General features: G+C 63.6%; 28 protein-coding genes. 17 read left to right on the forward strand and 11 right to left on the reverse strand.

Annotated elements, in window-relative coordinates:
- Positions 1-48 precede the first annotated feature (48 nt).
- On the reverse strand, positions 49-231 hold the full coding sequence (gene rpmF / locus LB552_RS26750) for a 50S ribosomal protein L32 (RefSeq protein ID WP_006203806.1): 183 nt from the start codon (positions 229-231) through the stop codon (positions 49-51).
- A 294-nt stretch (positions 232-525) separates the two neighbouring features.
- The gene (locus tag LB552_RS26755; RefSeq protein ID WP_095767340.1) at positions 526-1284 is read right to left on the reverse strand and encodes a transglycosylase domain-containing protein; all 759 of its coding nucleotides are present in this window, start codon (positions 1282-1284) and stop codon (positions 526-528) included.
- A gap of 76 nt (positions 1285-1360) precedes the next feature.
- On the opposite strand from LB552_RS26755, the gene LB552_RS26760 reads away from it, so the two are divergent.
- Together LB552_RS26760 and LB552_RS26765 are read left to right on the forward strand one after the other, a co-directional pair.
- Entirely contained in the window at positions 1361-2278 is a 918-nt protein-coding gene (locus LB552_RS26760; RefSeq protein WP_411962591.1) for a polyprenyl synthetase family protein, read from the forward strand.
- A 210-nt stretch (positions 2279-2488) separates the two neighbouring features.
- On the forward strand, positions 2489-2707 hold the full coding sequence (locus LB552_RS26765) for a tautomerase family protein (protein ID WP_224611148.1): 219 nt from the start codon (positions 2489-2491) through the stop codon (positions 2705-2707).
- 76 nt (positions 2708-2783) lie between these two features.
- Here the strand turns inward: LB552_RS26765 and LB552_RS26770 are convergent, their stop codons facing one another.
- A complete protein-coding gene (locus LB552_RS26770; RefSeq protein ID WP_224611150.1) occupies positions 2784-3758 on the reverse strand; it encodes an alpha/beta fold hydrolase in 975 nt (324 codons plus the stop codon).
- Between the two features lie 244 nt (positions 3759-4002).
- On the opposite strand from LB552_RS26770, the gene LB552_RS26775 reads away from it, so the two are divergent.
- A complete protein-coding gene (locus LB552_RS26775; RefSeq protein WP_224611152.1) occupies positions 4003-4602 on the forward strand; it encodes an HXXEE domain-containing protein in 600 nt (199 codons plus the stop codon).
- Here the strand turns inward: LB552_RS26775 and LB552_RS26780 are convergent.
- A complete protein-coding gene (locus tag LB552_RS26780) occupies positions 4593-6596 on the reverse strand; it encodes a PAS domain-containing sensor histidine kinase (protein WP_224611153.1) in 2004 nt (667 codons plus the stop codon). The two genes, LB552_RS26775 and LB552_RS26780, sit on opposite strands and share 10 nt — an antisense overlap.
- A gap of 95 nt (positions 6597-6691) precedes the next feature.
- On the opposite strand from LB552_RS26780, the gene LB552_RS26785 reads away from it, so the two are divergent.
- The 3 genes from LB552_RS26785 (at position 6692) to LB552_RS26795 (ending at position 9764) form a co-directional block, all read left to right on the forward strand.
- Positions 6692-7015 (forward strand): hypothetical protein, encoded by a 324-nt coding sequence (locus tag LB552_RS26785; protein ID WP_224545567.1) that lies wholly within the window; start codon positions 6692-6694, stop codon positions 7013-7015.
- A gap of 14 nt (positions 7016-7029) precedes the next feature.
- Entirely contained in the window at positions 7030-7248 is a 219-nt protein-coding gene (locus LB552_RS26790) for a hypothetical protein (protein WP_224611154.1), read from the forward strand.
- Positions 7249-7430: 182 nt separating this feature from the next.
- The gene (locus LB552_RS26795; RefSeq protein ID WP_224611155.1) at positions 7431-9764 is read left to right on the forward strand and encodes a response regulator; all 2334 of its coding nucleotides are present in this window, start codon (positions 7431-7433) and stop codon (positions 9762-9764) included.
- Positions 9765-9990: 226 nt separating this feature from the next.
- Here the strand turns inward: LB552_RS26795 and LB552_RS26800 are convergent, their stop codons facing one another.
- From LB552_RS26800 to LB552_RS26820, 5 genes are all read right to left on the reverse strand, one after another.
- Complete coding sequence (locus tag LB552_RS26800) at positions 9991-11127, reverse strand: sterol desaturase family protein (protein ID WP_224611156.1); 1137 nt, start codon at positions 11125-11127, stop codon at positions 9991-9993.
- A 135-nt stretch (positions 11128-11262) separates the two neighbouring features.
- Positions 11263-11481, reverse strand: a complete 219-nt coding sequence (locus LB552_RS26805) for a phosphotransferase-like protein (protein WP_224611157.1) — start codon at positions 11479-11481, stop codon at positions 11263-11265.
- Positions 11482-11510: 29 nt separating this feature from the next.
- Positions 11511-12371 (reverse strand): lytic transglycosylase domain-containing protein, encoded by an 861-nt coding sequence (locus LB552_RS26810; protein ID WP_224611158.1) that lies wholly within the window; start codon positions 12369-12371, stop codon positions 11511-11513.
- A gap of 4 nt (positions 12372-12375) precedes the next feature.
- On the reverse strand, positions 12376-13626 hold the full coding sequence (ispG, locus tag LB552_RS26815) for a flavodoxin-dependent (E)-4-hydroxy-3-methylbut-2-enyl-diphosphate synthase (RefSeq protein WP_140841545.1): 1251 nt from the start codon (positions 13624-13626) through the stop codon (positions 12376-12378).
- Positions 13627-13865: 239 nt separating this feature from the next.
- On the reverse strand, positions 13866-14045 hold the full coding sequence (locus LB552_RS26820) for a YdcH family protein (protein ID WP_042641511.1): 180 nt from the start codon (positions 14043-14045) through the stop codon (positions 13866-13868).
- Between the two features lie 239 nt (positions 14046-14284).
- Here LB552_RS26820 and LB552_RS26825 point away from each other — a divergent pair, with 239 nt between their 5' ends.
- On the forward strand, positions 14285-14488 hold the full coding sequence (locus tag LB552_RS26825) for a YdcH family protein (RefSeq protein WP_040985243.1): 204 nt from the start codon (positions 14285-14287) through the stop codon (positions 14486-14488).
- Positions 14489-14506: 18 nt separating this feature from the next.
- Here the strand turns inward: LB552_RS26825 and LB552_RS26830 are convergent, their stop codons facing one another.
- Entirely contained in the window at positions 14507-15307 is an 801-nt protein-coding gene (locus LB552_RS26830) for an IclR family transcriptional regulator (RefSeq protein ID WP_224611159.1), read from the reverse strand.
- 122 nt (positions 15308-15429) lie between these two features.
- Here LB552_RS26830 and LB552_RS26835 point away from each other — a divergent pair, with 122 nt between their 5' ends.
- The 8 genes from LB552_RS26835 to LB552_RS26870 all read left to right on the forward strand — a co-directional run bounded on the left by LB552_RS26835 (position 15430) and on the right by LB552_RS26870 (position 21903).
- On the forward strand, positions 15430-16302 hold the full coding sequence (locus LB552_RS26835) for a transporter substrate-binding domain-containing protein (protein WP_411966407.1): 873 nt from the start codon (positions 15430-15432) through the stop codon (positions 16300-16302).
- 117 nt (positions 16303-16419) lie between these two features.
- Positions 16420-17085, forward strand: coding sequence for an amino acid ABC transporter permease (locus LB552_RS26840; protein WP_140841553.1), 666 nt, complete (start codon positions 16420-16422; stop codon positions 17083-17085).
- A gap of 1 nt (position 17086) precedes the next feature.
- Positions 17087-17737, forward strand: coding sequence for an amino acid ABC transporter permease (locus tag LB552_RS26845; RefSeq protein WP_224545560.1), 651 nt, complete (start codon positions 17087-17089; stop codon positions 17735-17737).
- Positions 17738-17740: 3 nt separating this feature from the next.
- Positions 17741-18532, forward strand: coding sequence for an amino acid ABC transporter ATP-binding protein (locus tag LB552_RS26850; protein WP_224545559.1), 792 nt, complete (start codon positions 17741-17743; stop codon positions 18530-18532).
- Positions 18533-18569: 37 nt separating this feature from the next.
- Positions 18570-19031 (forward strand): RidA family protein, encoded by a 462-nt coding sequence (locus LB552_RS26855; protein WP_095767324.1) that lies wholly within the window; start codon positions 18570-18572, stop codon positions 19029-19031.
- 19 nt (positions 19032-19050) lie between these two features.
- Positions 19051-20256 (forward strand): aminotransferase class V-fold PLP-dependent enzyme, encoded by a 1206-nt coding sequence (locus LB552_RS26860; RefSeq protein ID WP_224611160.1) that lies wholly within the window; start codon positions 19051-19053, stop codon positions 20254-20256.
- A 76-nt stretch (positions 20257-20332) separates the two neighbouring features.
- Positions 20333-20830 (forward strand): 5-(carboxyamino)imidazole ribonucleotide mutase, encoded by a 498-nt coding sequence (gene purE / locus LB552_RS26865; protein ID WP_224611162.1) that lies wholly within the window; start codon positions 20333-20335, stop codon positions 20828-20830.
- A complete protein-coding gene (locus LB552_RS26870; RefSeq protein WP_224611163.1) occupies positions 20827-21903 on the forward strand; it encodes a 5-(carboxyamino)imidazole ribonucleotide synthase in 1077 nt (358 codons plus the stop codon). Before purE ends, LB552_RS26870 begins: the two co-directional genes overlap by 4 nt.
- A 7-nt stretch (positions 21904-21910) precedes the next feature.
- On the opposite strand, the gene LB552_RS26875 is transcribed toward LB552_RS26870, so the two are convergent.
- Positions 21911-22336: a lysozyme inhibitor LprI family protein gene (locus LB552_RS26875; protein ID WP_224611165.1), complete on the reverse strand. Its 426-nt coding sequence runs from the start codon at positions 22334-22336 to the stop codon at positions 21911-21913.
- Between the two features lie 243 nt (positions 22337-22579).
- Here LB552_RS26875 and ykgO point away from each other — a divergent pair, with 243 nt between their 5' ends.
- Together ykgO and LB552_RS26885 are read left to right on the forward strand one after the other, a co-directional pair.
- Complete coding sequence (gene ykgO, locus LB552_RS26880; protein WP_040974291.1) at positions 22580-22705, forward strand: type B 50S ribosomal protein L36; 126 nt, start codon at positions 22580-22582, stop codon at positions 22703-22705.
- 128 nt (positions 22706-22833) lie between these two features.
- Entirely contained in the window at positions 22834-23454 is a 621-nt protein-coding gene (locus LB552_RS26885) for a tetratricopeptide repeat protein (RefSeq protein ID WP_224611166.1), read from the forward strand.
- Positions 23455-23570 lie beyond the last annotated feature (116 nt).

Below are 23570 nucleotides of genomic sequence, written 5' to 3' on the forward strand. Positions count from 1 at the left end.
GACCGGCCAGAGGCCGGTCTTTGAAACGTCACGAACCGCGGAAGCCTCTCAGCTTTCCTTCGGCTCAAGAACCTGGCGGCCGCGATACATGCCGGTCTTCAGGTCGATGTGATGCGGGCGGCGCATTTCGCCGGAATTCTTGTCCTCGACATAGGTCGGGGCCTTGAGCGCGTCGGCCGAGCGGCGCATGCCGCGCTTCGACGGAGAGGTTTTTCTTTTTGGAACGGCCATGGATATGCTCCACTACATGGTCAAAATGCCCCGGCAACCCTCGCGAAAGGGCCGCATCGAGGCCATAATCTGAGAAAGTCGGGTGCCTATACACGCCTTGCGCCGTTTTGGCCAGCGCCGGCGCGAATTTTTTTGCCGCAGGAGGACAGGAACTAGGTGTGTCGAGATTCAAGTCAGGCCGAGCCGAGAACGGTGGCCACCGAGAACCGGAGCGGAGCGCACTTAAAGTACGTGAGCACCGGAAGCGCAGGTAGCCGCCGTTCGCAGGCCGGGCTCACTTGAATATCGATGCACCTAGTCAAGGCAGCCGACATAGGCGCCTGACCTGCTCGCGCGCCGCTCGATCAGCGAGGCCAGCCGCCGCAGGCCCGGCCCCGGCCTGGCGGGATTGCGCGCGATCGGGTTGGGCAGGCTGACGGCGAGCAGCGCCGCCTGCCGGCGCGACAATTGCTTGGCAGAGACGCCGAAATGATGCCGGGCGGCGGCCTCGATGCCATAGATGCCCGGCCCCCATTCGGCGATGTTGAGATAGATTTCCATGATCCGCCGCTTCGACATCACAGCATCGAAATAGACGGCCAGGGGCAGCTCGACCACCTTGCGCACGCTGCCCAATGGGCGCGACCACAGAAAAAGGTTCTTCACCGTCTGCATGGTGATGGTGGAGGCGCCGCGCGTCGCCTCGCCGGCCAGCGCGTCGTCGACCACGCCGCGCAACTCGCCCAGATCGACGCCGCGATGAAAACAGAACTGCCCGTCCTCCGACATGATCACCGAATGCGCCAGCACCGGCGCCACGTCATCGATCGACACCCAGCGCCGGTCGTAGCCGGAAAAAGTCACGAGGTCCTTCAGCATCAGCGTCGAGACCGGATGCACGAAAGGTGGCAGATAAAGGAAGGTGAGCACGACCGGTATGACTGCCAGCACGAGCGCCACGACCAGGCAACGCCGGCCAAGCCGCTTGAGACCGGCGCGGTTCAGGCGCCGACGTCGCGCCATGTCCAGCCCTTCGCTTTCATATTCGACGATCGGTTCCGTCAAGCCGTCCACCCGTGCCTCGCCTCCTCCGGCATAAAGGCGCGAGCCTGCTTGCGCAATGTCTGAGTGTCGGCTACCGCTCCCGGCCATGGGCAAAGACGACCAGATCGCCTTCGAATCCGCGCTTTTCATGCGCGCCGCCGCTGTCGAGACCGAGCTGCGGCGGATCCTCGACGCGCGTCCGCTCACCAGTGAGATCGTGCGGCCGGAGCGCCTGATGGCGGCCATGCGCCATGGCGTGCTCAATGGCGGCAAGCGGCTGCGGCCATTTCTGGTCATGGAAAGTGCCGCGTTGTTTTCGGCCGATAGCGAGGCGGCGCTGCGCGTCGCCGCGGCGCTCGAATGCGTGCATTGCTACTCGCTCATCCATGACGACCTGCCTTCCATGGACGACGACGATTTGAGGCGCGGCCAGCCGACGGTGCACAGGGCCTTCGACGAGGCGACCGCGGTCCTCGCCGGCGACGCGTTGCTGACCTTGGCCTTCGACGTCGTCGCCGACGATGCGACCTTGCTGGCGGCGGAGCGCCGCGCCACTCTGGTCCTCGCCCTTGCCCGTGCGGCCGGTGCCGGCGGCATGGTCGGCGGCCAGATGCTGGACCTGGAAGCCGAGCGCGAACGGCCGGACGAGGCGGGGATCATCACGCTGCAGGCGATGAAGACCGGCGCGCTGATCCGCTTCGCCTGCGAGGCCGGCGCGATCGTCGCCGGCGCGCCTCCTGCCGAGCGCGAGCGGCTGGCGGAGTTCGGCTCGGCGATCGGCCTTGCCTTCCAGCTCGCCGACGACCTGCTCGACCTGACCGCCGACGCAAAGCAGATGGGCAAAGCGACGAACAAGGATGCGGCCGCCGGCAAGGCGACGCTCGCAGCACTGCACGGACCAGACTGGGCGCGCGGTCAGCTCCACGGCCTCATCGACCAGGCGCATGCCCTGCTTGAGCCCTATGGCGAGCGGGCTGAGCTGCTCAAGCAAGCGGCGACCTTCGTGGCGACGCGCAACAGCTGAACTGCGGCGCGGCGGGCCCCCATTGCCGAAACCGACAACAGCTCCGATTGTTCGCTATGTTCGAATACTGCTGTCGATGGCCGGGTGATTATCCGGCATCCGCAGCAGTCTATATCCGCTCCAGGACAACGAACGGACATCATCGGTCCGTTCGCTGACGCCGCCCCGGCCCTTCATCCAGAGCCGAAATCCACCGGAAGGAACCTGGAAATGCCCTTTGCCAACTTCAAGATGCCCGAGGCCGCCCTCTCAAAGGCGCAGAAAGAAGACCTCGTCCACAAGACCACGCAGATGTTCGTCGATTATTTCGGCGAAGGTGTACGCCCCTACACCATGGTGCTAATCGAAGAAGTTCCCGACGGAGGCTATGGCCGCGCCGACGAGGTCTTCATTCTTCCCGACGCCTACCGGGCCGAGGATAGTGCCTGACTTGAACCGGGCGAGTCGCTTGCCGAGCGGCACGCCCAGCTTTCCGTGTCGGAGCCGATACTCGCTTTCCCTTGGATCAGCCCCGCTTCGGCAAGCTCCGCAGGAAATCGATCATCGCGGCGTTGACCTCGTCCGGGCGCTCCTGCTGGGTCCAATGCCCGCAGCCGGGCAGCATCAGCGTGTCGCGGATTTGCGGGACGAAGTTCCTGAGATTGGCCAACAGTTGATCCATGCCGGGGAAGGCGACCACAAGGTCACGGTCGCCCGCTGCGTAGAGAGCGGGAACCTTGATCCGCGCGCCGGCAAAGGGCGCCATCAGTTCCCAGTTCCGGTCGATGTTGCGGTACCAGTTGAGACCTCCGGCAAAGCCGGTGCGCTGGAACTCGCCGGCGTAGAAATCGCTGTCGCTTTCGCTGAGCCAGTGCGGCAGACTTGCAGGAACCTCGGCGGCTTGCAGGAGACCTCCGCCATGCGGGACCATGGCAATTCTGGCGCCGCCGTCCGAAGCGTCTCCCGACACCGCGTAAAGCATGGCGCGCACCGTGGCCCGCGGGTCCCGTTCCAGCTCCGCCTCGGCAATGCCGGGTTGCTGGAAATAGAGCTGGTAGAACTGGGACTCCGCCGTTCGCGGCATGAGGCTGGTCGGACGCGCATTGCCGCGCGGCCGGAACGGAACGCTGAGGCCGACGACGGCATGGAAGCGGTCCGGCCGTAGCAGCGCGGCATGCCAGGCCACCACCGCACCCCAGTCGTGGCCGACGATGACGGCGCTGGGGACCTCGAGGGCGTCGAGAAGACCCACCATGTCGCCGACCAGATGAAAGAGTGTGTATTGGTCGATCGCTTCCGGCCGGTCGCTCTTGCCGTAGCCTCGCATGTCGGGGGCGACGGCACGGAAGCCCGCTGCTGCGAGCGCGCCCAGCTGATGCCGCCAGGAATACCAGGATTCAGGGAAGCCATGGCACAAAAGCACCACCGGCCCTTCGCCCTGCTCCGCGACATTGAGGCGGATGCCGTTGGTCTCAACTATCCGCTGTATAGGTTCGCTCACGGCCGCTTCTCATGATCGCGTTCCACCTCTGATCAATGGCGAAAGGCCAGACGCCGCAACGGGTGGCCGAGCCAGCGGGGTGCCAAGTTTTGGAGGCGCGCATCTTCCATTGACTGTCTCAGGGGCGGTCGCGGCAGTCAATATCCGACATGGTCACGTAGCGCCACGGCGTCCACCCACTTGAATAGTTCTGGCGATGCGCGTCCATTCGTGCAGGATCGCTGACTGACGAGGCGGGGAACCAATGCTTAAGCTGAAAGCCTGGCTGGCCGATTATTGGGTCATCGGTGCAGGGTTCATGGCAGCATCGCTCATAGCGGCCGCGCCGGTCTTATCGCTTCCGCTGCCGGTGTTTCTGATCTTCCTGCACAGCCCGTTTTACATGGTCCACCAGGTCGAAGAGCACGCCGGCGACCGATTCCGCAAATTCGCGAACGAAAATGTTTTCGGCGGCCGTGACGCCCTTACCGTCGCCTCGGTTCTCGTCATCAACCTGCCGTTTGTCTGGGGCATCAACCTGCTGGCTCTTTATGCGGCATTCCTGTGGGGACCCGCCTGGGGCCTGGTTGCCCCATATGTCATGATCGTCAACGCGCTCGCGCACCTCGTCACATCGGCGCGGCTCGGCAAATACAATCCCGGCCTCGTCACCAGCGTCATTTTGTTTTTGCCGCTGAGCGTCGCCACGATCTGGATGATCGGCCGGACGGGAGGTCTTGTCCCGCAATTGATCGGCGCAGCTCTCGCGATCCTGCTTCACCTGGCGATCATTGCGGTCGTGGCCGCCCGATACCGCTCTCTCGTCGTCACCTCACAGCATCGGCGGCGACGTCATCAGTCTTGATCATCGGCAAAACGGCCCTTTGTCCTCAACGGCACCACATTCGCGCTGGCCGGCTGTTCCGGCTCGGCGCTCTGCGCGGCGACTGCCATATCGGCCCGGGGCAGATAGATCGTCACCGTCGTGCCCTTGCCGACTTCGCTTTCAATTGTGACCGCGCCGCCGGACTGCTGCGCCAAGCCGTAGACCTGGGCGAGGCCGAGACCTGTACCCTTCTCGGGCCCTTTGGTCGTGAAGAACGGTTCGAAAACCTGCGGAAGCACGTCTGCCGCAATGCCGATGCCTGTGTCGGTCACCCGCAACGCGACGAATTCACCTTGCAGGCCGGCTGCGTTATCCTCGCTCGACAACAGCACGTTCTCCGCCGTTATCGTTACCAGGCCACCGCCTGGCATGGCGTCCCGCGCGTTGAAGGCAATGTTGACGAGACCAAGCTCCAGTTCGCCGGGGTCGACCTTGACTGGCCAGGTTTCGGGTCCGACAGCGGCGACCAATTTCACCGATTTGCGCATGGAGCCCGCTATCATTGCGCGGACGGCTTCCACGCGCTCTGCCAGCGAGACGACCTCGGCGCGGGCAGCCTGCTTGCGCGAGAAGGCCAGCAGCTGGCGTGTCAATGCGGCGCCGCGCTGGAGTGCAAGTTCCACGGATTCGGTCGCCCGCTTCATTTCGGGATCGGCGCCGACTTTCTTCCCCAATCGAACAAAGCTTTCGACCACCGTCAGGAGATTGTTGAAATCATGGACGATGCTGCCGGTCAGTTGGCCGAGCGCATCCATTTTCTGCGTATGAACGCGTTGCGCTTGCGCCTGCCGGAGTGCGATCTCAGCATCGCGTCGATCGGTGATGTCGCGCGTGATCTTGGCGAAACCGATCAGCTCTCCCCGCTCGTCGCGGATCGGATCGATCACGACATTCGCCCAGAACAGCGTCCCGTCCTTACGGACGCGATGGCCCTCGGTCTCGAAGCGTCCATCCCGTGTTGCCGTATAGAGCGCGCGGCCAGGTAAACCGGCGGCGCGGTCGTGCTCCGTGTAAAACCGGGAGAAGTGCTGACCGATGATTTCTTCGGCCGCATAGCCCTTGATGCGCTCCGCGCCGGCGTTCCAACTGGTCACCAGCCCGTTGGGGTCAAGCATCAAGAGCGCATAGTCGGTCACGCCGCTCACCAGAAGGCGGAACTGGCGCTCGCTTTGGCGCAAGGCTTCGTGCGCCGCACGGCGTTCGGTGATGTCGCGCGTGACCTTGGCGAATCCTTCGAGTCGGCCTGCGTCGTTATGGATCGGGGTAACGACAACCGATGCCCAGAAACGGCTGCCGTCCTTGCGTACGCGCCAACCCTCGCCTTCATATCGCCCGTTCTGCACGGCTGCTTCGAGGACGCGGAGCGGCGTGCCTTTTGCGCGTTCTTCACGGGTATAGAATTTGGAGAAATGCTGGCCCACGATTTCCTCGGCAGCGTAGCCTTTCAGCCGCTCGGCGCCGGCGTTCCAATTGGTGACAATGCCGCTTGGATCGAGCATGTAGATGGCATAGTCGGTCACGCCGTCGACAAGGATGCGGAAGCGTCGCTCGCTCTGCAGCAGCGATTCATGCGCGGCGACGCGCTCGGTGATGTCGCGCGTGATCTTCGCGTAACCCAAAAGAACGCCGTTGCGGTCCAGTACCCGTTGAACAAGGCCGCTCGACCAGAACCTGGTTCCGTCCTTGCGCACCCGCCATCCTTCGGCCTCGTATCTTCCCTCCGCCTTTGCCGCGGCAAGCATCCTGCTCGGAACCCCATTCGCCTGATCTTCGACTGTGAAAAATCGGGAAAAATGCTGCCCCAGGACTTCCGAAGCCGCGTAGCCCTTTATCTTCTCGGCGCCGGCATTCCAGCTGGTGATGAGGCCATCTGCATCGAGGGTGTAGATCGCGTAGTCGGCGACAGCGTCGATGAAGAGTTCGAGGCGGCGGCTGTCGGAAAGATGTTGCGCGTCGGCTGTGGTCAGTGGCATTGTCGAACCCGCATTACGCTCGCATCAGGCAGTTCGTCCGGTGACACGTCTGCAACATAAGCGTGCCTATCCTGCATAGCAACGAGCTTGGATCAATGGCGACATATTCATCCGCTCTCGCAGCCAATCTCAGAAACCCGGGTTATTTGTACAGCTTTGCTCCGGAAAACGAGCCTGGAGATGACGAGGAAAATCCCGTCTCTCACGAACTCGGCTCTGCCGAGCATGACGAACTCCCGTATAGGGTCGAGTTGTGGAACGCCGCCAAGAACGGTGTCGAACAAGTCCTCGCCGTCACGGCAAATGCCAGCATCGGCTACGCTGCCTACTACGCAGCGACGCGTGAGCACCCGGACCGCTACGTCACCTTGCGGCACAAGAACAATTTCGTTTCGAGATGGAACGGTCCGGCGAATTAGGCAGGGGCCTGTCTATGACACGGAGCGCCAACTCTTCCCGTTCGGCCGAAGCGCTGCCCTATCGTATCGAACTCTGGCACGCTGACAGCCATGAGGTCATCGAACGGGTCCTCGCACGCGCCGCTACGGCCCAGCTTGCCCGCGCCATTTTTCAAGCCGCGAGAGACGAGCATCCTCGACGGCGGATCACGCTGCGCAAGGGAAACGGGATCCTCTCCGATACATCGGATTGACGATCTGCCGTTCGGTTCGAGGCGCTGTCCGGAACTCGAGTGCGCTTACCCTGTCTGTCACGGACAGCGATACGTCGCCTTGTCAGAAGCTGCGACAAGGCCACCCTCCCTCCAACGAAATCTTAATGTAAATCAAGCGTAATCCCGACCATTAAAATTGTGCGTATGTGTTGGGGTTGCGCATGCCGGAATATTCTTCCTTCCTCCGGTCGATCCGGATCCGTTACATTTCGGGATTGCTTGTCTTCGCGCTGGCCTCGGCCGCCGTCATGTTCGCGCTCAACCGTGTGAATTCGTACCGCCACGAGGTCGATGCTCTCAGCGGCAATTTCGTCATCTTCGCCCGCGACCTGCGCAACGCCACCAATTTCGCCGAGACCACCGGCACCGCCTGGCGCAGCGAGACGCGCGATGCGTTGGCGACCGCCGCGCGCGGCCATTCCGAACGGCTGATGGGCGAGATCGGGATCCTGAACGCCCAGCTTGCCGCGATCAGACCGCGCCTGTCGAACAACACCGTCAACGCGCTGGACACTGCTTCGGTCAATGACGACCTGTTCTGGTCGGCGCGCGATATGGTGCGCAACTTCAACTTGATGGCAGTCGCCCAGAAGGTCGATGAGTGGAGCTACCGCGAGATCCGTAACCAGAATGACCTTTTCGCCCAGCCGATGCTGGTGAAGGTGCGCACCGCGCTCGACGAGGAGCGCCGCCTCGCCGATGCTTCCAGCGACCGGCTGCTCCTGTGGGCGAGCGGCCTGCTGTTCGCTGTGCTCGCCATCGCGGCGTTTCTGATATTCCGGCCGATGGAGAATGCGATCCGCCGCGCCTTCGCCGAGACCGCCGCATCTTTGTTCAAGGCCGAGGCCGCCGACCGCGCCAAATCCGAATTCCTCGCCAATATGAGCCATGAGATCCGCACGCCGATGAACGGCGTGCTCGGCATGGCCGAGCTGCTCGCCAAGACAGAGCTGACGCCGCGCCAGAAGACCTTCACCGACGTCATCGTCAAATCCGGCAACGCGCTGCTCACCATCATCAACGACATCCTCGATTTCTCGAAGATCAATGCCGGCCAGTTGACGCTCGACCCCGCCCCCTTCCGCCTGGCGGAGGCGGTAGAGGATGTGGCGACCCTGGTGTCGGCGCGCGTTGCCGAAAAGAACCTCGAGCTCATCGTGCGCGTCGACCCGCGCCTGCCGGCCTTCGTCGTTGGCGATGCCGGGCGCTTCCGCCAGATCGTCACCAACCTGCTCGGCAACGCAGTGAAGTTCACCGAGAAGGGCCATGTCCTGATCGATGTCGGCGGCGATGTCGTCGACGGTGTGGTCCAGCTCAAGGTCCGCGTCGAGGACACTGGCATCGGCATCCCGGCCGAAAAACTGCAAAGCGTGTTCGAGAAATTCGCCCAGGTCGACGGCTCCTCGACCCGCCGCCATGAAGGCACCGGCCTTGGCCTCGCGATCGGCGCCCGGCTTGTCGACCTGATGGGCGGCAAGATCGGCGTCGAAAGCGAGATCGGCCGCGGCTCCGTGTTCTGGTTCGCCGTGCCGCTGCCGGCGCATAGCCAGCAGGCGCGTGACGAGCTGGTGCCGGTCGACGTCACCGGCGCCCGTGTGCTGGTCATCGACGACAACCCGGTCAACCGCGAGATCCTGCTGGAGCAGCTGAGAAGCTGGAGCTTCGACTGCGCGGCCGCCGAAAGCGGCGCGGTCGGCCTCGCTTTCCTCGACCGCGCCCGCCAGCTCGGCGCCTCGGTCGACTGCATCATCCTCGATTACCAGATGCCCGGCATGAACGGCGCCGACGTCGCCAGAGCCATCGCCGCCGACAGCCGCCTCTCCTCCATCCCCGTCGTGCTGCTCACCTCGGTCGACCAGGTCGATTTCGGCCGCATGGTGATCGATTTCGGCATCGTCGCGCATCTCACCAAGCCGGCGCGTTCGGCGGTGCTGCTGGGCACCGTGATCGCCGCCATCCAGAAGGCGCGCACGCAAGGCGCCAAGGCGCATTTCGTGCGCGAGCCGGTCGCCGCCCAGGCGGCCCCGCCGGCCTTCACCGTCATCCGCGGCCCGTCGGTGTCCATGCCGGCGGCGCCGGAATCGACGGCAGCGCCGAGCGGCCCGATTGATATCCTGATCGCCGAGGACAATGACGTGAACCAGCTGGTCTTCGGCCAGATCCTCAACGGTTTTGGCCTCAGCTATCGCATAGCCGGCAATGGTCGGACGGCTGTCGAGATGTACCGCTCGCTGCGCCCGCGCCTGGTGCTGATGGACGTCTCCATGCCGGAGATGAACGGTTATGAGGCGACCCGCGCCATCCGCGCCATCGAAGAGCAGAACGGCGATCACACGCCGATCATCGGCGTCACCGCGCACGCGCTAAAGGGCGACCGTGAAAAATGCATCGAGGCAGGCATGGACGACTATCTGCCGAAACCGGTCTCGCCCGACCGCCTCGGCGCCAAGATCGGCACCTGGCTCAGCGAGACCGTGGCGGCGAAGACGGCGTAAGCGCCAGGTAGTCTCTGGCGGCCACCGCCGAGTTCCTTCGCGCCCCCCTCTGCCCTGCCGGGCATCTCCCCACCTGGGGGAAATCAGCAGTTCCGGCGCTTCGTCCGTCCGTTGGAGATTGGCGAAAGCAAACGTGACGGCCAATCTCCCCCCTTGTGGGGAAGATGTCCGGCAGGACAGAGGGGGGCGCTGTCCCGCCGACTCTGAACCAGCTCTTTTCGAGCCTTCAGCCCCGCCGGAACGGATACAGAAATTGCCGCCAATAGCCTTTCGGCACCGGATGGCCGTGAATGCCATAGCCCTTCGGCCAGCGTCCCTCGGGCAGATGATAGGTGCCGAACAGCCGGTCGAGCAGCGGGAAATGGATGGCGAAATTGACGTCGATCGCCTCTTTCTCGAGGCCGTGATGCCAATGATGGAAGCGCGGTGACACCAGCACCTTTTCCGCCGGACCGAAGCTCGTTCCGATGTTGGAATGGATGAAGGACGAATAGATGTAGACGATCAGGATATAGGTCTGGATTGCCGATTCATCGAAGCCCAACACGAACATCGGCGTCGCCGTCAGGCTGCGCAGCACGATGATTTCCAGGAAATGCATCCGCGCGCCGGCGATCCAGTCCATCGACTTGGCTGAATGATGCACGGCGTGGAAATTCCACAGGAATGGGATGCGATGGAAGGCCCGGTGCACCCAATATTGGGCAAGATCGGTCAGGAACATCACCGCCAGCAGTTGCACGACCCAGGGCAGATCGTGGACCCAGGCGCGCACCGAACCGAGGCCGGCTTGCGCGTTGACGAAATTGGACGGCGCGAGCGTCAGGTAGGTCAATATCTGAACCAGCAGCGACGAGACCAGGTAATAGAACAGGTCCTCGCGCCATTCGTCGCGGAACACGGTCTGGCTCTTGTTGCGGGCAAAGATGCGTTCGAGCGGGACGAACAGCACGCCCATGAACAGGACATTGAGAATGAAGAAATCAAGGCCGAAGAACACGCCGTCGACATGCAACTCGTGACGCACCGGGAGCATGCCGATGAGCGAGGCCAACAGCACGGTGACCATAGCCGCCACGCCGAGCGTCTTTTCCCGGCGCAGCATCATGCTCAGGATGGCCAGGACGTAGCCCGAGATAAGCACGAAATAGAGGACCGGCTTGAAGAACAGCATCTGGTGGATCGGAGCAAGGTCCGGCATCGAGGTCAGCGTCGGATAGCGCAATACGATGACCATCAGGAGGGCGGTGATGCCCGCAAGCAATGCGATCGAGCCGGACAGCCAGCCGGACCCGAATGGCCGCTTGGTGCGCGGCGTCTCGAGTTCGCCGACAACCTTTTTTAGGAAATTCTCCTCCGGCATGATTCTCCCCCCATGTGATCCGAATAAAAACGCGCCCTGGAAAACACTGTGCCCGCTCTTACTATGGCAAAGCGCAATAAGATTTGAACGCCACCGCCCTGACAAGCGGATTCTCGTCGCAACATTAGCAATTGGCTATCGGCGTTGTTGACGGCCGGGAAGCTCGCGTCCCCGCCAGGAATGCAAGTCGCTACAATTTAAATCGCTGCTGGATGAGGCGGGCGCATTCGCCGGCATCAGCCGGCTGGTGTCGAGCTCAAGGTCGTAGGCGACACCCCGGTGCACGCGTTCGAATTGCCAGCGTGCAAGTCCGGGCAGTCGGTCTGCACGCCGGCTTTCGCGCGTTTCGAGCACCTCTTGCGGCCCGCTGTCCTGGCGTTGCGTCAGCGATTGCGCAACACCACGCAGGCGCCGCCGACGCTTTGCAGCTTGGTGCAGATGCCGTTGGCCTCGCCACGCGAGTCGGCGCCGATCCTGACCGCATAGATGCCGCGGCGGCCGATCGGCGTGCGCACCCGGCTCACCACCGGATCACGGCTGGCGAGCAAGGCCGGGAACCGGCTTTTGACCCTCAGCCATTGGCCGATCGCCGCCGAGCGGCGGAAGTTGCCCGCCACCTGCACGCCCCACGGCTTGACGTTGATCGAGGCCATGGCGACGGTTCGCGACATGATCACCGGCAGCCTGCGGCAGGCAACGGCGAAGCTCATCTTCGGGTCGAGCGGCTGGACGGTGCCGGCATAGGACCTGTCCGAGAACTTGTCGACGGGCTCGCCCATGACGTCGAAGACATAGCTTTCCGTTTCCATCGGCAGGAAGCCGCCCGAGGCGAGCCAGCGCGACACGCGGTTCTCGCCGGCATTGTAGGCCGCGGCCGCGAGCCCGAGATTGCCGTAGCTGACCTTCATCTCGGCGAGATATTTCGCCGAGGCCGGGATGGCCTGTCCGATGTCGAAGGGATCGGCGAGCCCGCGCATCTTCGCGGTGCCCGGCATGAATTGCGCGATGCCTTCGGCACCGACCGGGCTCACCGCGCCCGGATCGAAGCGGCTCTCCTTCCAGATCAGCCGGGCGAAGAAATCCTTGGGCAGCCCGTTCTGTTGGGCCTGGGTCTCGATCAGATCGCAGACGCGGGAAATCAGGCGCTTGGCGGCCGACTTCGACTGCGGCGGATCGGCGAATGCGTGTGTCGCCGGGATCAGCACGAAAAACAAGAGCAGCGTTGCCTCTAGGAAACGCCGCATCGGTTCATTCCGCGGCGGCTTTGCCGTGCCCGTACCGCTGCTCGATATAGTCGCCGACCATCTTCTCGAAATCCTGCGCGATCGAGGGCCCGCGCAGTGTCGCAGCCTTCTTGCCGTCGATGAAGACAGGCGCCGTCGGCGTCTCGCCGGTGCCGGGCAGCGATATGCCGATATCGGCGTGCTTGGATTCGCCCGGACCGTTGACGATGCAGCCCATCACCGCGACCTTGAGGTTCTCGACGCCGGGATATTTCTCGCGCCACACCGGCATGTTCTTGCGGATATCAGCCTGGATGCTCTGGGCAAGTTCCTGGAACACGGTGGATGTGGTGCGGCCGCAGCCGGGGCAGGCCGCGACGATAGGCACGAACTGCCGGAAGCCCATGGTCTGCAGAAGTTCTTGCGACACCTGCACCTCGCGCGTGCGGTCGCCATTCGGCTCCGGCGTCAGCGAGATGCGGATCGTGTCGCCGATGCCCTGCTGCAAGAGGATGCCCATCGCGGCGGAAGAAGCGACAATGCCCTTGGTGCCCATGCCGGCTTCGGTGAGGCCCAGATGCAGCGCATGATCGGAGCGGGTGGCAAGCTCGGTGTAGACGGCGATCAGGTCCTGCACACCGCTGACCTTGGCCGACAGGATGATCTTTTCGCGGCCAAGCCCGATCTCTTCCGCCATCTCGGCCGACAGGATCGCCGACTGCACGATCGCCTCGCGCGTGACTTCCTGCGCGGTGAGCGGCGAGCCCTTCGCCTGGTTGTCGTCCATCAGCCGGGTCAAAAGCTCCTGGTCGAGCGATCCCCAATTAACGCCGATGCGTACCGGCTTGTCATATCTGATCGCCATCTCGACGATCGCGGCGAACTGGCGGTCCTTCTTGTCCTTGAAGCCGACATTGCCCGGATTGATGCGGTATTTGGCCAGCGCTTCGGCGCAGGCCGGATGATCGGCGAGCAGCTTGTGCCCGATATAGTGGAAGTCGCCGACCAGCGGCACATCGATGCCGAGCCGCAACAGCCGCTCATGGATGCGCGGAACCGCCGCCGCGCTCTCGTCGCGGTCGACCGTGATGCGCACGATCTCCGAGCCGGCACGATGCAGCGCCGCGACCTGGGCGACGGTCTGGTCGACATCGGCGGTGTCGGTGTTGGTCATCGATTGCACGACGACCGGCGCGCCGCCGCCGACCATCACGCCGCCGACCGATACGCCGACCGACCGGCGACGCGGGAAGGGAGAAGAAAAATATCCGGTCATACCGGCCGCCTTCATTTGGGAGTTCCGGCATGAGGTGGCGGAGCAAAGATGGCTTGTCAATGGCAAGAGACGGGCCAGCCTGCAAATCGGCTGGAGCCGTGCGAAAAATAATAACCCGACCGACCGCAAGATTTGCGGCCAGCTTTCCGTCAATTTCAGTTAAAAGCACCGGCCCGGTGGCATTTCTTGCCACCGGAAACTCACCGCGGCGGGTTGCGATGATGGTGCCTGGAAGAGCTTCAGTGTGTCGTCGGACTAGCTTTCAGCTTTTCAATCTCGTCCTTGATTGCCAGCTTGCGTCGCTTGAGATTCACGATTTCGAGGTCGTCGACCGAAGGATGGTTCATCGCATCGGTGAGCTCGCGCTCGATATCACCGTGTTTCCGCTGCAACTCGTCAAGATGGGATGCAAGAGACATGAATGGTTCTCCCTTTCATGGTTTCCTCGATTGCAGCCGTCGCAGGAGCCTCCACCGCAGGTTGCGACTGTGACGGCACCATGACAGTTTGCCACCAACCGATCTCGATGTCGAATGCCACGTGGTAGCATTCCACGACAAAGTGAAATGTGGTAAGGGCTGCGCGCCGGTCACAAACCCGCAAGTCACGGCCCCGCCCAAACAGCCCGATTGGGCGATGCATACGCAGACGGTAGATAATGTCCGAACAGGAACAGGCTGAAATACGCCTCGAATATTCCCGGCTCAAACAAGAACACGCCGATTTCGACGCCGCCATCAACGCGATGATCGCCACCGGCTGCGACCCGCTTCAGATCCAGCGCATGAAGAAGAAGAAGCTGATGCTGAAAGACCGGCTGTCGGCGCTGGAAGACCGCATCATTCCCGACATCATTGCCTGAGCGGATCGCCCCGCGCCGTCAAGAGATCGATAACCGTGCCGCGCGTTCGCGCAGCAGCGCGAGAAGTTCGCCGGTCCGTTCTTCGGACGTGTCGATCGGCACCACAAGGCACATGGTCGCTTCGACCTTGCCTGGCGCAGAGAACACCGGCGCCGCAAGGCATTTGGTGTATGCATCGACCAGGCCTGACGTGACGCAATAGCCGGTGACGCGCGCCCGCGCGATATCGTCGATGAAATCATCGAGTTCGAGCTTGCGGCCGTCCGGCAGCACGAGGTCGTCTCGCGTGACCATCGCTTCGATCCCGCCGCGGTCGAGGCCGGCAAGCAGAAGCCGGCCGGAAGCAGTCCAAGGCAGCGGAATCTGCAGGCCGGTGGCCGAACTGATGCGGAACGGCCTGGTGCCCGGGCTCGAATGGACGATCGTGTAGCGGCCGCTCTGCAGCATGCAGAGCTCGGAGGTCTCGCCGGTCTCGCGCGACAGCGTGTCGACCTCCTGGCGGCCGCGCCTGAGCAGGTCGTTGCCGCGCATATAAGCCATTCCATAGAGATAGAGCTTCTTGCCGAAATAGACGCGGTTGCCGTCGCCAGCCATTTCCAGCAGCCCGGCTTCGACCAACTCGCGCACCAGCGTATAGGTCGTCGAGCGCGGCGCGTTGAGCCCTTTGGCCAGGTCGCCGATGCCGATCGCACGCTGGTTGGCATGCAGGAATTCCAGGATGTTCAAGGCCCTGTTGAGCCCCTTCTCGCGCGAGCCCGCCGGCCGCTCTTCATCCGCACCCTCGCTCGGCCACTCGGTCAGCGTTTCACGCTCTTGCATTGTCGATTCCTAGTGCTAGTATCTGTCTTGTACAGGATACACACGTCTCTTGTAAGAGACAATCGCTGATTGCGACGCGTATCTCTGCTGCATTGGGGAACACACCATCAAAGGAGGTCGCCGTGAACGACACATCCGGCAGACGTGATTTTCTGAAACTGGGAATGGCGGGGCTGGCCACCGCCGGCGCGCTCACCGCCATCAGCGCCGAGAAGGCGGCGGCGCAAGCCGCGTCCGACAGCGTGCTGCGCACTGCGCTCGATCGCGGCAAGCTGATCGTCGGCACCGGCAGCACCAACGCGCCGTGGCATTTCGAGAACGATGCCGGCGAGCTGGTCGGTATGGACATCACCATGGGCCGCATCCTTGCCAAGGGCCTCTTCGACGACCCGACCAAGGTCGAGTTCGTCATGCAGGATCCGGCGCAGCGTATTCCGAACGTGACGACCAACAAGGTCGACATCACCATCCAGTTCATGACCATGACGGCGCAGCGCTCGCAGCTGATCCACTTCTCGCGGCCATATTACGTTGAAGGCGTCGCGCTGCTGACGCTGCCTGGCTCCGAGAACAAGACCTTCGACAAGCTCCTGGCGAACGGTGCCAATACCCGCATCTCGATCCTGCAGAATGTCGACGCCGAAAGCTCGGTGCATTTTGCCTTGCCGCAGGCGCAGGTGCTGCAGATCGACACCCAGGCGAACGTTCTGCAGGCGTTGGAATCCAAGCGCGCCGATGCCGCCGCTGTCGATCTGTCGACGGTGCGCTGGCTCGCCTCGCGCAATCCCGACAAGTATTTCGACGCCGGCAAGAGCTGGTACTCGATGCTTTACGGCGCTGCGGTCCGGCAAGGCGACCTCGACTGGCTGACCTTCGTCAACCAGACCTTCACCATCGCCATGTTCGGCCATGAAACGGCGCTCTACGATGCCGCCTTCAAGGAATATTTCGGTCAGGAGCCGCCGCCGCGCCATCCGGGCTTCCCGGTCATCTGACGCGCCACACGACCAACCGGCGGAAGGGCGGGGCAACCGTTCTTCCGCCTGTTCTCCTCACACCGGCCCATGGGAATGATGAATGCTACGTTCACCGCGGGCCATTGAGACGGACGCATGGGCTATACGCTCAATTTCAACCTGATCTGGCGGCATTTCGACAAGCTGTGGGGCGGCTTGCTGCTCAGCCTCGAGCTTGCCGTCATCTCGATCGCCATCGGCATCGTCATCGGCTTGGTGCTGGCCGTCTGGTATGTCTCGGCCGGACGCGTGGTGCGCGCCATCATCGCCGCCTATGTCGAATTCATCCGCAACGTTCCGCTGATCCTGCTGGTCTATTTGGTCTTCTATGGCCTGCCGACGGTCGTCGACCTTGCCTACAGCGCCCCTACCTCGTTTGTCCTGACGCTATCGGTCTATAGCGGCGCCTATCTTGTCGAGGTGTTCCGCTCAGGCCTGGAAGCGGTGCCGCGCGGTCAGCTCGACGCCGGCAAGGCGATCGGCCTTACTCCATGGCAGCGCCTGATCCACGTACGCCTGCCGACGATGCTGCGCATCACGCTGCCCGCACTGTCCAACACCTTCATCTCGCTGTTCAAGGACACCTCGATCGCCTCGGTGATCTCGGTGCCCGAGCTCACCTACGGCGCCCAGTGGATCAACTTCAACACGTTCCGCATCGTCGAGGTCTATCTGGTGACGACGGCGATGTATCTGGTGACCGGCTACACCTTGCTGTTTGCGCTGCGGCTGGTCGAACGCCGGTTCAGGGCGGCGCGCTGAGATGCTGAGCCAGATCCTCTACGCCCTGCCGTTTCTTGCCGAAGGCTTCGCCGTGACCTTATGGGTCTCGCTGCTGGTCGTGGTCCTGTCCTTGATCGCCGGGGTCCTGCTGGGGGTCGGCCTGGTCTATGGGCCAGCGCCGCTGCGTTGGGCGGTGCGCATCTTTTCGGACACCATCCGCGGCATCCCGATCCTAGTGCTGATGTTCTTCGTCTATTACGGCCTGCCCGCGGTCGGCGTGCACCTTCAGTCCTTCTGGGCAGCGGTGTTGGCGCTGACCTTGTTCAAGACGGCGCAGGTCGTCGAATATCTGCGCGGCGCCGTCGCCTCGATCCCAAAAGGCCAGTCGGAAGCAGCGATGGCGATCGGCCTCACCTTCCGGCAGCGCCTCACCTCGGTGATTTTCCCGCAGGCTTTCCGCCGCTTCCTGCCGCCCTGGATCAACGGCGTCACCGACGCCGTGAAGGGCAGCGCGCTGGTTTCGCTGCTCGGCATCACCGATCTGATGCAGGCGATCAACCAGGTCATCGGCCGCACCTATGAGGCGATGCCGCTCTATATTCTCGGCGCTCTCATCTATTTCGCCGTCAACTATGCGCTCTCCTATGCCAGCCGGCGGCTGGAACGGCGCTTCGCTTTCATCCGGGATTAAGTGATGGCCAGTTCGAACGACAACCCAGCGCTTCTCGATATTGCCGAGGTCTCGAAATCCTTCGGCTCGGTCAGCGTGCTGCGCTCGGTCAGCTTGCAGGTGGCCAAGGGCGAGGTCGTCACCATCATCGGCCCTTCGGGCAGCGGCAAGACCACGCTGCTGCGCTGCGTCAACTTCCTCGAAAGCTATGACAGCGGCTCGATCCGCATCGACGGCAAGGAGGTTGGATTTCGCGACGGCGGCGCGCGCCAGCGGCGCAGCGAACGCGATTTGGCCGCCATGCGCGCCGAGACCGGCATGGTGTTCCAGAGCTTCAACCTCTTCCCGCATCTGACCGCCGCCGGCAACATTATGCTCGGCCTGACCAAGGTGCGCGGCAAGAGCAAGACGGAGGCGCGCTCGATCGCCGAGCATTGGCTGAGCCGCGTCGGCCTCGCCCACAAGGCGGACAGCCTGCCCGCCGAACTTTCGGGTGGCCAGCAGCAGCGTGTCGGCATTGCCCGCGCCGTCGCCATGGAGCCCAAAATCCTGCTGCTCGACGAGATCACCTCGGCGCTCGACCCGGAGCTCGTCGGAGAGGTGCTGGCGGTGGTCCGCAGCCTCGCCGAAGACGGGATGACCATGGTGATGGTCACGCACGAGATGGCCTTCGCCCGCGATGCCTCCAGCCGCATCGTCTTCATGGCCGATGGCGGTGTCTCGGCCGTCGGTCCGCCGAAAGAAGTGCTCGCGGCGGAAACGACCAACGAGCGCCTCCGCGCATTTCTGGCGCGTTTCCGCGCCTCGCATTTCTGAAAGCGGATGGCCTCGGCCATCCAGGGAGTACCCTTCCATGTCGCCTTACATACGGCTCGCAGAGCTTGGCCTGACGCTGCCGGAGCCGCCGACGCCCATCGCCAATTTCGTCACCCATGCCGAGAGCGGCCGGCTGATCTTTCTTTCGGGACAGGGGCCGCTGCGTGCCGACGGCACGCTTTGCACCGGCAAGGTCGGCGATGACGTCACCGTCGAGCAGGCCTATGAGCATGCCCGCCTCACCGGCCTCAATTTGCTCGCCGTCATGCATGCCGCGGCGGGCGATCTCGGCCGCATTGTGCGGGTCGTGAAGCTACTCGGCTTCGTCAACGCCACGCCGACCTTCAGCGACCACCCCAAAGTGGTCAATGGCTGCTCGGACCTCTTCGCCGATGTTTTCGACAAGCTTGGCGGCCATGCTCGCTCGGCCATCGGCGTTGGCTCGCTGCCGCGAAACATCACTGTCGAAATCGAAGCGGTCGTCGAGATCGCCGCCTGACTTAACGGAGTCCACTCACATGAAGACCTATTCCGACGCCGGCTCCAACACCACCATCCGCGAGCGGCTGGGCTTGAGACCAATCATCAATGTCTCGGGCACGATGACGGCGCTGGGTGCCTCGATCATCGTTCCCGAAGCGATCAGCGCCATGGCCGAGATCGCCTCGCAATGGGTGGAGATGGACGATTTGCAGCGCGCCGCGAGCGCGGTGGTCGCACGCCTCACCGGCGGCGAGGCCGGCTTCATCACCGCCTGCTGCGCCTCGGGCATCACCATGGCCATCGCCGGCGCGATGACAGGCACCAACCTTCTCGCGATCGAACGCCTGCCGGACGACACCGAAGGGCTGAAGTCCGAGGTCGTCATCCAGCTCGGCCACATCGTCAACTATGGCGCGCCCATCGACCAGTCGATCCGCGTCGCCGGCGCCAAGGTCATTCCGGCGGGTACCGTCAGCGTCACCCAGGACTATCACGTGCGCGAAGCGATCAATGAGCGGACGGCCGCGGCTCTCTACGTCGTCGCCCACCACACCGTGCAATACGGCATGCTCTCCCTGGAGGAATTCTGCGAGATTTGTCATGCCAAGAACATTCCAGTGATCGTTGACGCCGCGTCCGAATATGACCTGCGCAGCTTCCTGGCGCGCGGCGCCGACATCGTCGTTTATAGCGGCCACAAATTCCTTTCGGGCCCGACCAGCGGCATCGTCACCGGCCGCAAGGACCTGGTCCGCGCCGCCTACCTGCAGAACCGCGGCGTTGCGCGCGCCATGAAGGTCGGCAAGGAAAGCATTGCCGGTACTATGGCGGCGCTCGACGCCTGGGAGAAACGCGACCATGCCGGCATCCGCCGGCGCGAGGAGGCGGCGCTCAATCTGTGGAAGGATTCACTTCAAGGCATTCCCGGCATCGGCGCTGAGATCATTCCCGACCCGACCAACAATCCTCTCGACCGCCTGCAGGTGTTCGTGCGTCCGGAAAGCCGCTTCACCGCCGCCGGCCTGGCTTCCGCTTTGGCTGCCGGCTCGCCGCCGGTGATCGTCCGCAACCACGAGGTCGAGCGCGGCCACTTCTTCCTCGACCCCTGCAATTTGCATCCCGGCGAGGCGGAGATCGTCGCCGAGCAGCTGCGCGCCGTGTTGACGGCGAAGGAGCGTCCGTCCGATGCGATGAAAGTGGCGCGCAAGGACTCTTCGGGCTCCCTGCGCTGGCCGGATTAGGCTCGGTGCGCATCGACAATCTTGCGGCTATCGGCGAATTCCGCTAAGGCGCGCCTTTGCCGCCGGGAGCGAAGCCTTGACCGATCAGCGTGCCGACGTCGCCATCATCATGGGCAGCCAGTCCGACTGGGCGACGATGCGCCAGGCGGCGGAAACGCTGGAGGCGCTGGGCATCCCGCACAGAAGGCTGATCGTCTCAGCGCACCGCACCCCCGACCGCCTCTATGAGTTTGCCAAGGGTGCCAAGGCGGCCGGCTACAAGGTGATTATCGCCGGCGCCGGCGGCGCCGCGCATCTGCCCGGCATGACGGCGGCGATGACGCCTCTGCCGGTGTTCGGCGTTCCGGTGGAATCCAAGGCGCTTTCGGGCCAGGACTCGCTTCTCTCCATCGTGCAGATGCCGGCCGGCATCCCGGTCGGCACGTTGGCGATCGGCAAGGCGGGCGCCGCCAATGCAGCACTTCTCGCCGCGGCGGTGCTGGCGCTGAACGACGATAAGCTCGCTGCCCGGCTCGACGCCTGGCGCTCGGCGCAGACCGCCAAGGTCGCCGCCGAGCCGACGGACGCGCCGTGAGCCTGGCGCCCGGATCGACCATCGGCATCATCGGCGGCGGCCAGCTCGGCCGCATGCTGGCGATGGCCGCGGCGCGCCTCGGTTATCGCATCGTCGTGTTGGAGCCCCAGCCCGACTGCCCGGCCGCCCAGGTCGCCAACCGGCAGATCGTCGCCGCCTATGACGATCCGGCAGCGCTTGCCGAACTGGCCAGCGCCAGCGCCGTCGTCACTTACGAGTTCGAGAACGTCCCGGTCGCCGCGGCGCAAACACTGGCTGCAACGGTCCCGGTCTATCCGCCGGCCCGCGCGCTCGAAGTCGCGCAGGATCGCCTCACTGAGAAAAGCTTCCTCAACGGCATCGGCATCCCGACGGCGGAGTTCTGCCCCATCGACAATGACGATCAACTGACCGAGGCCCTCAAAACGTTCAACGGCAGCGGCGTGCTGAAGACCCGCCGCATGGGCTATGACGGCAAGGGCCAGCGCGTCTTCCGCAACATGCAGACCGGCGGCTTTGCCGGCACCTGCGAGGCGATGGGCAATGTGCCGCTGATCCTGGAATCGCTGGTCGCCTTCGAGCGCGAGATTTCGGTGATCGCCGCGCGTGGGCTCGACGGCTCAGTCGCTGTCTTCGATCCGGCCGAAAACGTCCACCGCGAAGGCATATTGCGCAGCTCCACTTTGCCGGCGGCCATTCGTCCGGAGACGGAAGCCGCCGCCAAGGAGGCAGCCGCGAAAATCCTTTCCGCGCTCGGCTATGTCGGCGTCATCGGCGTCGAGTTCTTCGTGCTGGCCGACGGCGCGCTTCTGGCCAACGAGCTGGCACCGCGCGTGCACAATTCCGGCCACTGGACCGAGGCCGCCTGCGTCGTCTCGCAGTTCGAGCAGCATATCCGCGCCGTCGCCGGCCTGCCGCTGGGTTCGCCCGCCCGGCATTTTGACTGCGTGATGGAAAACCTGATCGGCGACGACATGCTGAAAGTGCCGGCGCTGGTGGCTGAGCCCGACCTGATGTTGCATCTCTACGGCAAGGCCGAGTCGCGCCCCGGCCGCAAGATGGGCCATTTCACGCGCCTCATCAGACCCCGATAACCGTCGCTTACTGCATGTCCTGGTCGTCGTCGCCCGCGTCCGAGCCTGCGCAGCTCGGATCGCTGAGCTTGCAGTTGGCGCCGGAGGTCAACTGCTTGATGCGATCATTGGTCAACGTCGTCAGGCACTCCGAAACCTCCATCGGATGGATGGATCCGCCCTCGCTGCCGGCAGTCGAATAGGCGCATTCGGCATCGCGAAAGGCGATCCAGGCGCGTTGCGCCGTCTGCAGCAGCTTGTTCGAGGCCTGATCGTTGCTGCCGATGATGTTCTTGTAGGCAGCGTTGAGCTTGGCATCGGCCGCCTGGTAGTCGGCATCGGCGCAAATGTTCAGCATCGACTGGCTGTCGTCATTGCGGTCGCAGTCCTCGGCAAAAGCTGCCGGGGCCGTCGCGAGCAAGGCAAGACAGGCAGGCAAAAGCAGGCGGCGCATGTGCAATCTCCGGTCGTTTCGGCGAGACCGCACCATCCCAGCCGCCCTTGAGTCGCGCAATGCCGTGCTGCCGGATGGCGAATATTTGATCTGCCGGCCCACTTGTGGCATTCGGGGCGCGCACACGTGGTTGACACGGGCAAGGCACCTCGTTTATGAGCCACGCAAGTTCAAAGGCGCGCCTTTTCCGGGCGCGCCTTTAAAATTCGGCCCGGAACGGGCCCTGACCGAACAGGCAAGACCATGAAGATCAAGAATTCGCTCAAGGCGCTCAAGGCGCGTCACCGCGACAACCGGCTGGTTCGCCGCAAGGGACGCATCTACATCATCAACAAGACCGCTCCGCGTTACAAGGCGCGCCAGGGCTGAGGTTTGAGCGCAGCTTGCTGTCGCTTGCTGCGCGGCGTCCTCGCCGCGCTGGTGTCGATTGCCGGTTCGCCGGCGCTCTCACGTTAAAATCACTTTGACGATCCGCCGTCGGGGTCTAGATTCCGGCGATGCGGATTCTTTTTACATCTCTCACCGCCTTCTTGCTTTCCGTCGCGGCTTTGCCCGCGGGAGCAGAAACGGTGCCGGGGGCGCTGCCTCCGGATACCGCGCCGCCAGCCGCCACGCCGCCGCCGGCCGCCCCGACCAAGCAGGGCCGCCTCGACCAGCTCTTCACCGAGCTGAAGCGCGAGCGCAACGAGAAGGCGGCCGAGCGCATCGCCGGCCGCATCTGGAACGAATGGAACCAGTCAGGCAGCGCCTCGATCGACCTGATGATGCAATGGGCGCAAAAGGCGACGGAAGACCAGAAATTCGACGTCGCCCTCGACTTCCTCGACCAGGTCGTGACCTTGCAGCCCGACTATGCCGAAGGCTGGAACCGCCGCGCCACCGTCCATTTCATGATGAAGAATTACGGGAAGTCGATGGCCGACATCGACCGTACCCTGGAGCTCGAGCCGCGCCATTTCGGCGCGCTCTCTGGCCTCGCTCAGATCATGGCCGAAACCGGCCACAAGCAGTCGGCGCTGGAGGCCTGGCAAAAGGTGCTGGCGATCTACCCGATGATGCGCAGCGCCCAGAACCAGGTCTCGACGCTCTCGGAAGAGCTGGCCGGCGAGGGGATTTAGGCAGTAGGAATTGGGCAGTAGGCAATAGGAAAGAGAGCAACCTACTGCCTACTGCCTACTGCCTACTGCCTACTGCCTACTGCCTACTGCCTACTGCCTACTGCCTACTGCCTACT

It is taken from the genome of Mesorhizobium sp. CA7, from assembly GCF_020165015.1.
In the GTDB taxonomy this organism is placed as follows: Bacteria; Pseudomonadota; Alphaproteobacteria; order Rhizobiales; family Rhizobiaceae; genus Mesorhizobium.

Excerpts from the sequence above, each read along its gene's own strand:
- LB552_RS26780 (WP_224611153.1), bottom strand. The coding sequence starts at position 6,596 with ATGCCACTGACCACAGCCGACGCGCAACATCTTTCCGACAGCCGCCGC.
- LB552_RS26875 (WP_224611165.1), bottom strand. The coding sequence starts at position 22,336 with ATGCGCCGCCTGCTTTTGCCTGCCTGTCTTGCCTTGCTCGCGACGGCC.
- LB552_RS26785 (WP_224545567.1), top strand. The coding sequence starts at position 6,692 with ATGGCGACATATTCATCCGCTCTCGCAGCCAATCTCAGAAACCCGGGT.
- LB552_RS26795 (WP_224611155.1), top strand. The coding sequence starts at position 7,431 with ATGCCGGAATATTCTTCCTTCCTCCGGTCGATCCGGATCCGTTACATT.
- LB552_RS26775 (WP_224611152.1), top strand. The coding sequence starts at position 4,003 with ATGCTTAAGCTGAAAGCCTGGCTGGCCGATTATTGGGTCATCGGTGCA.
- LB552_RS26885 (WP_224611166.1), top strand. The coding sequence starts at position 22,834 with ATGCGGATTCTTTTTACATCTCTCACCGCCTTCTTGCTTTCCGTCGCG.
- LB552_RS26820 (WP_042641511.1), bottom strand. The coding sequence starts at position 14,045 with ATGTCTCTTGCATCCCATCTTGACGAGTTGCAGCGGAAACACGGTGAT.
- LB552_RS26860 (WP_224611160.1), top strand. The coding sequence starts at position 19,051 with ATGAAGACCTATTCCGACGCCGGCTCCAACACCACCATCCGCGAGCGG.
- LB552_RS26850 (WP_224545559.1), top strand. The coding sequence starts at position 17,741 with ATGGCCAGTTCGAACGACAACCCAGCGCTTCTCGATATTGCCGAGGTC.
- LB552_RS26855 (WP_095767324.1), top strand. The coding sequence starts at position 18,570 with ATGTCGCCTTACATACGGCTCGCAGAGCTTGGCCTGACGCTGCCGGAG.
- LB552_RS26760 (WP_411962591.1), top strand. The coding sequence starts at position 1,361 with ATGGGCAAAGACGACCAGATCGCCTTCGAATCCGCGCTTTTCATGCGC.
- LB552_RS26765 (WP_224611148.1), top strand. The coding sequence starts at position 2,489 with ATGCCCTTTGCCAACTTCAAGATGCCCGAGGCCGCCCTCTCAAAGGCG.
- LB552_RS26790 (WP_224611154.1), top strand. The coding sequence starts at position 7,030 with ATGACACGGAGCGCCAACTCTTCCCGTTCGGCCGAAGCGCTGCCCTAT.
- rpmF (WP_006203806.1), bottom strand. The coding sequence starts at position 231 with ATGGCCGTTCCAAAAAGAAAAACCTCTCCGTCGAAGCGCGGCATGCGC.
- LB552_RS26830 (WP_224611159.1), bottom strand. The coding sequence starts at position 15,307 with ATGCAAGAGCGTGAAACGCTGACCGAGTGGCCGAGCGAGGGTGCGGAT.
- ispG (WP_140841545.1), bottom strand. The coding sequence starts at position 13,626 with ATGACCGGATATTTTTCTTCTCCCTTCCCGCGTCGCCGGTCGGTCGGC.
- LB552_RS26825 (WP_040985243.1), top strand. The coding sequence starts at position 14,285 with ATGTCCGAACAGGAACAGGCTGAAATACGCCTCGAATATTCCCGGCTC.
- LB552_RS26810 (WP_224611158.1), bottom strand. The coding sequence starts at position 12,371 with ATGCGGCGTTTCCTAGAGGCAACGCTGCTCTTGTTTTTCGTGCTGATC.
- ykgO (WP_040974291.1), top strand. The coding sequence starts at position 22,580 with ATGAAGATCAAGAATTCGCTCAAGGCGCTCAAGGCGCGTCACCGCGAC.
- LB552_RS26800 (WP_224611156.1), bottom strand. The coding sequence starts at position 11,127 with ATGCCGGAGGAGAATTTCCTAAAAAAGGTTGTCGGCGAACTCGAGACG.
- LB552_RS26845 (WP_224545560.1), top strand. The coding sequence starts at position 17,087 with ATGCTGAGCCAGATCCTCTACGCCCTGCCGTTTCTTGCCGAAGGCTTC.
- LB552_RS26840 (WP_140841553.1), top strand. The coding sequence starts at position 16,420 with ATGGGCTATACGCTCAATTTCAACCTGATCTGGCGGCATTTCGACAAG.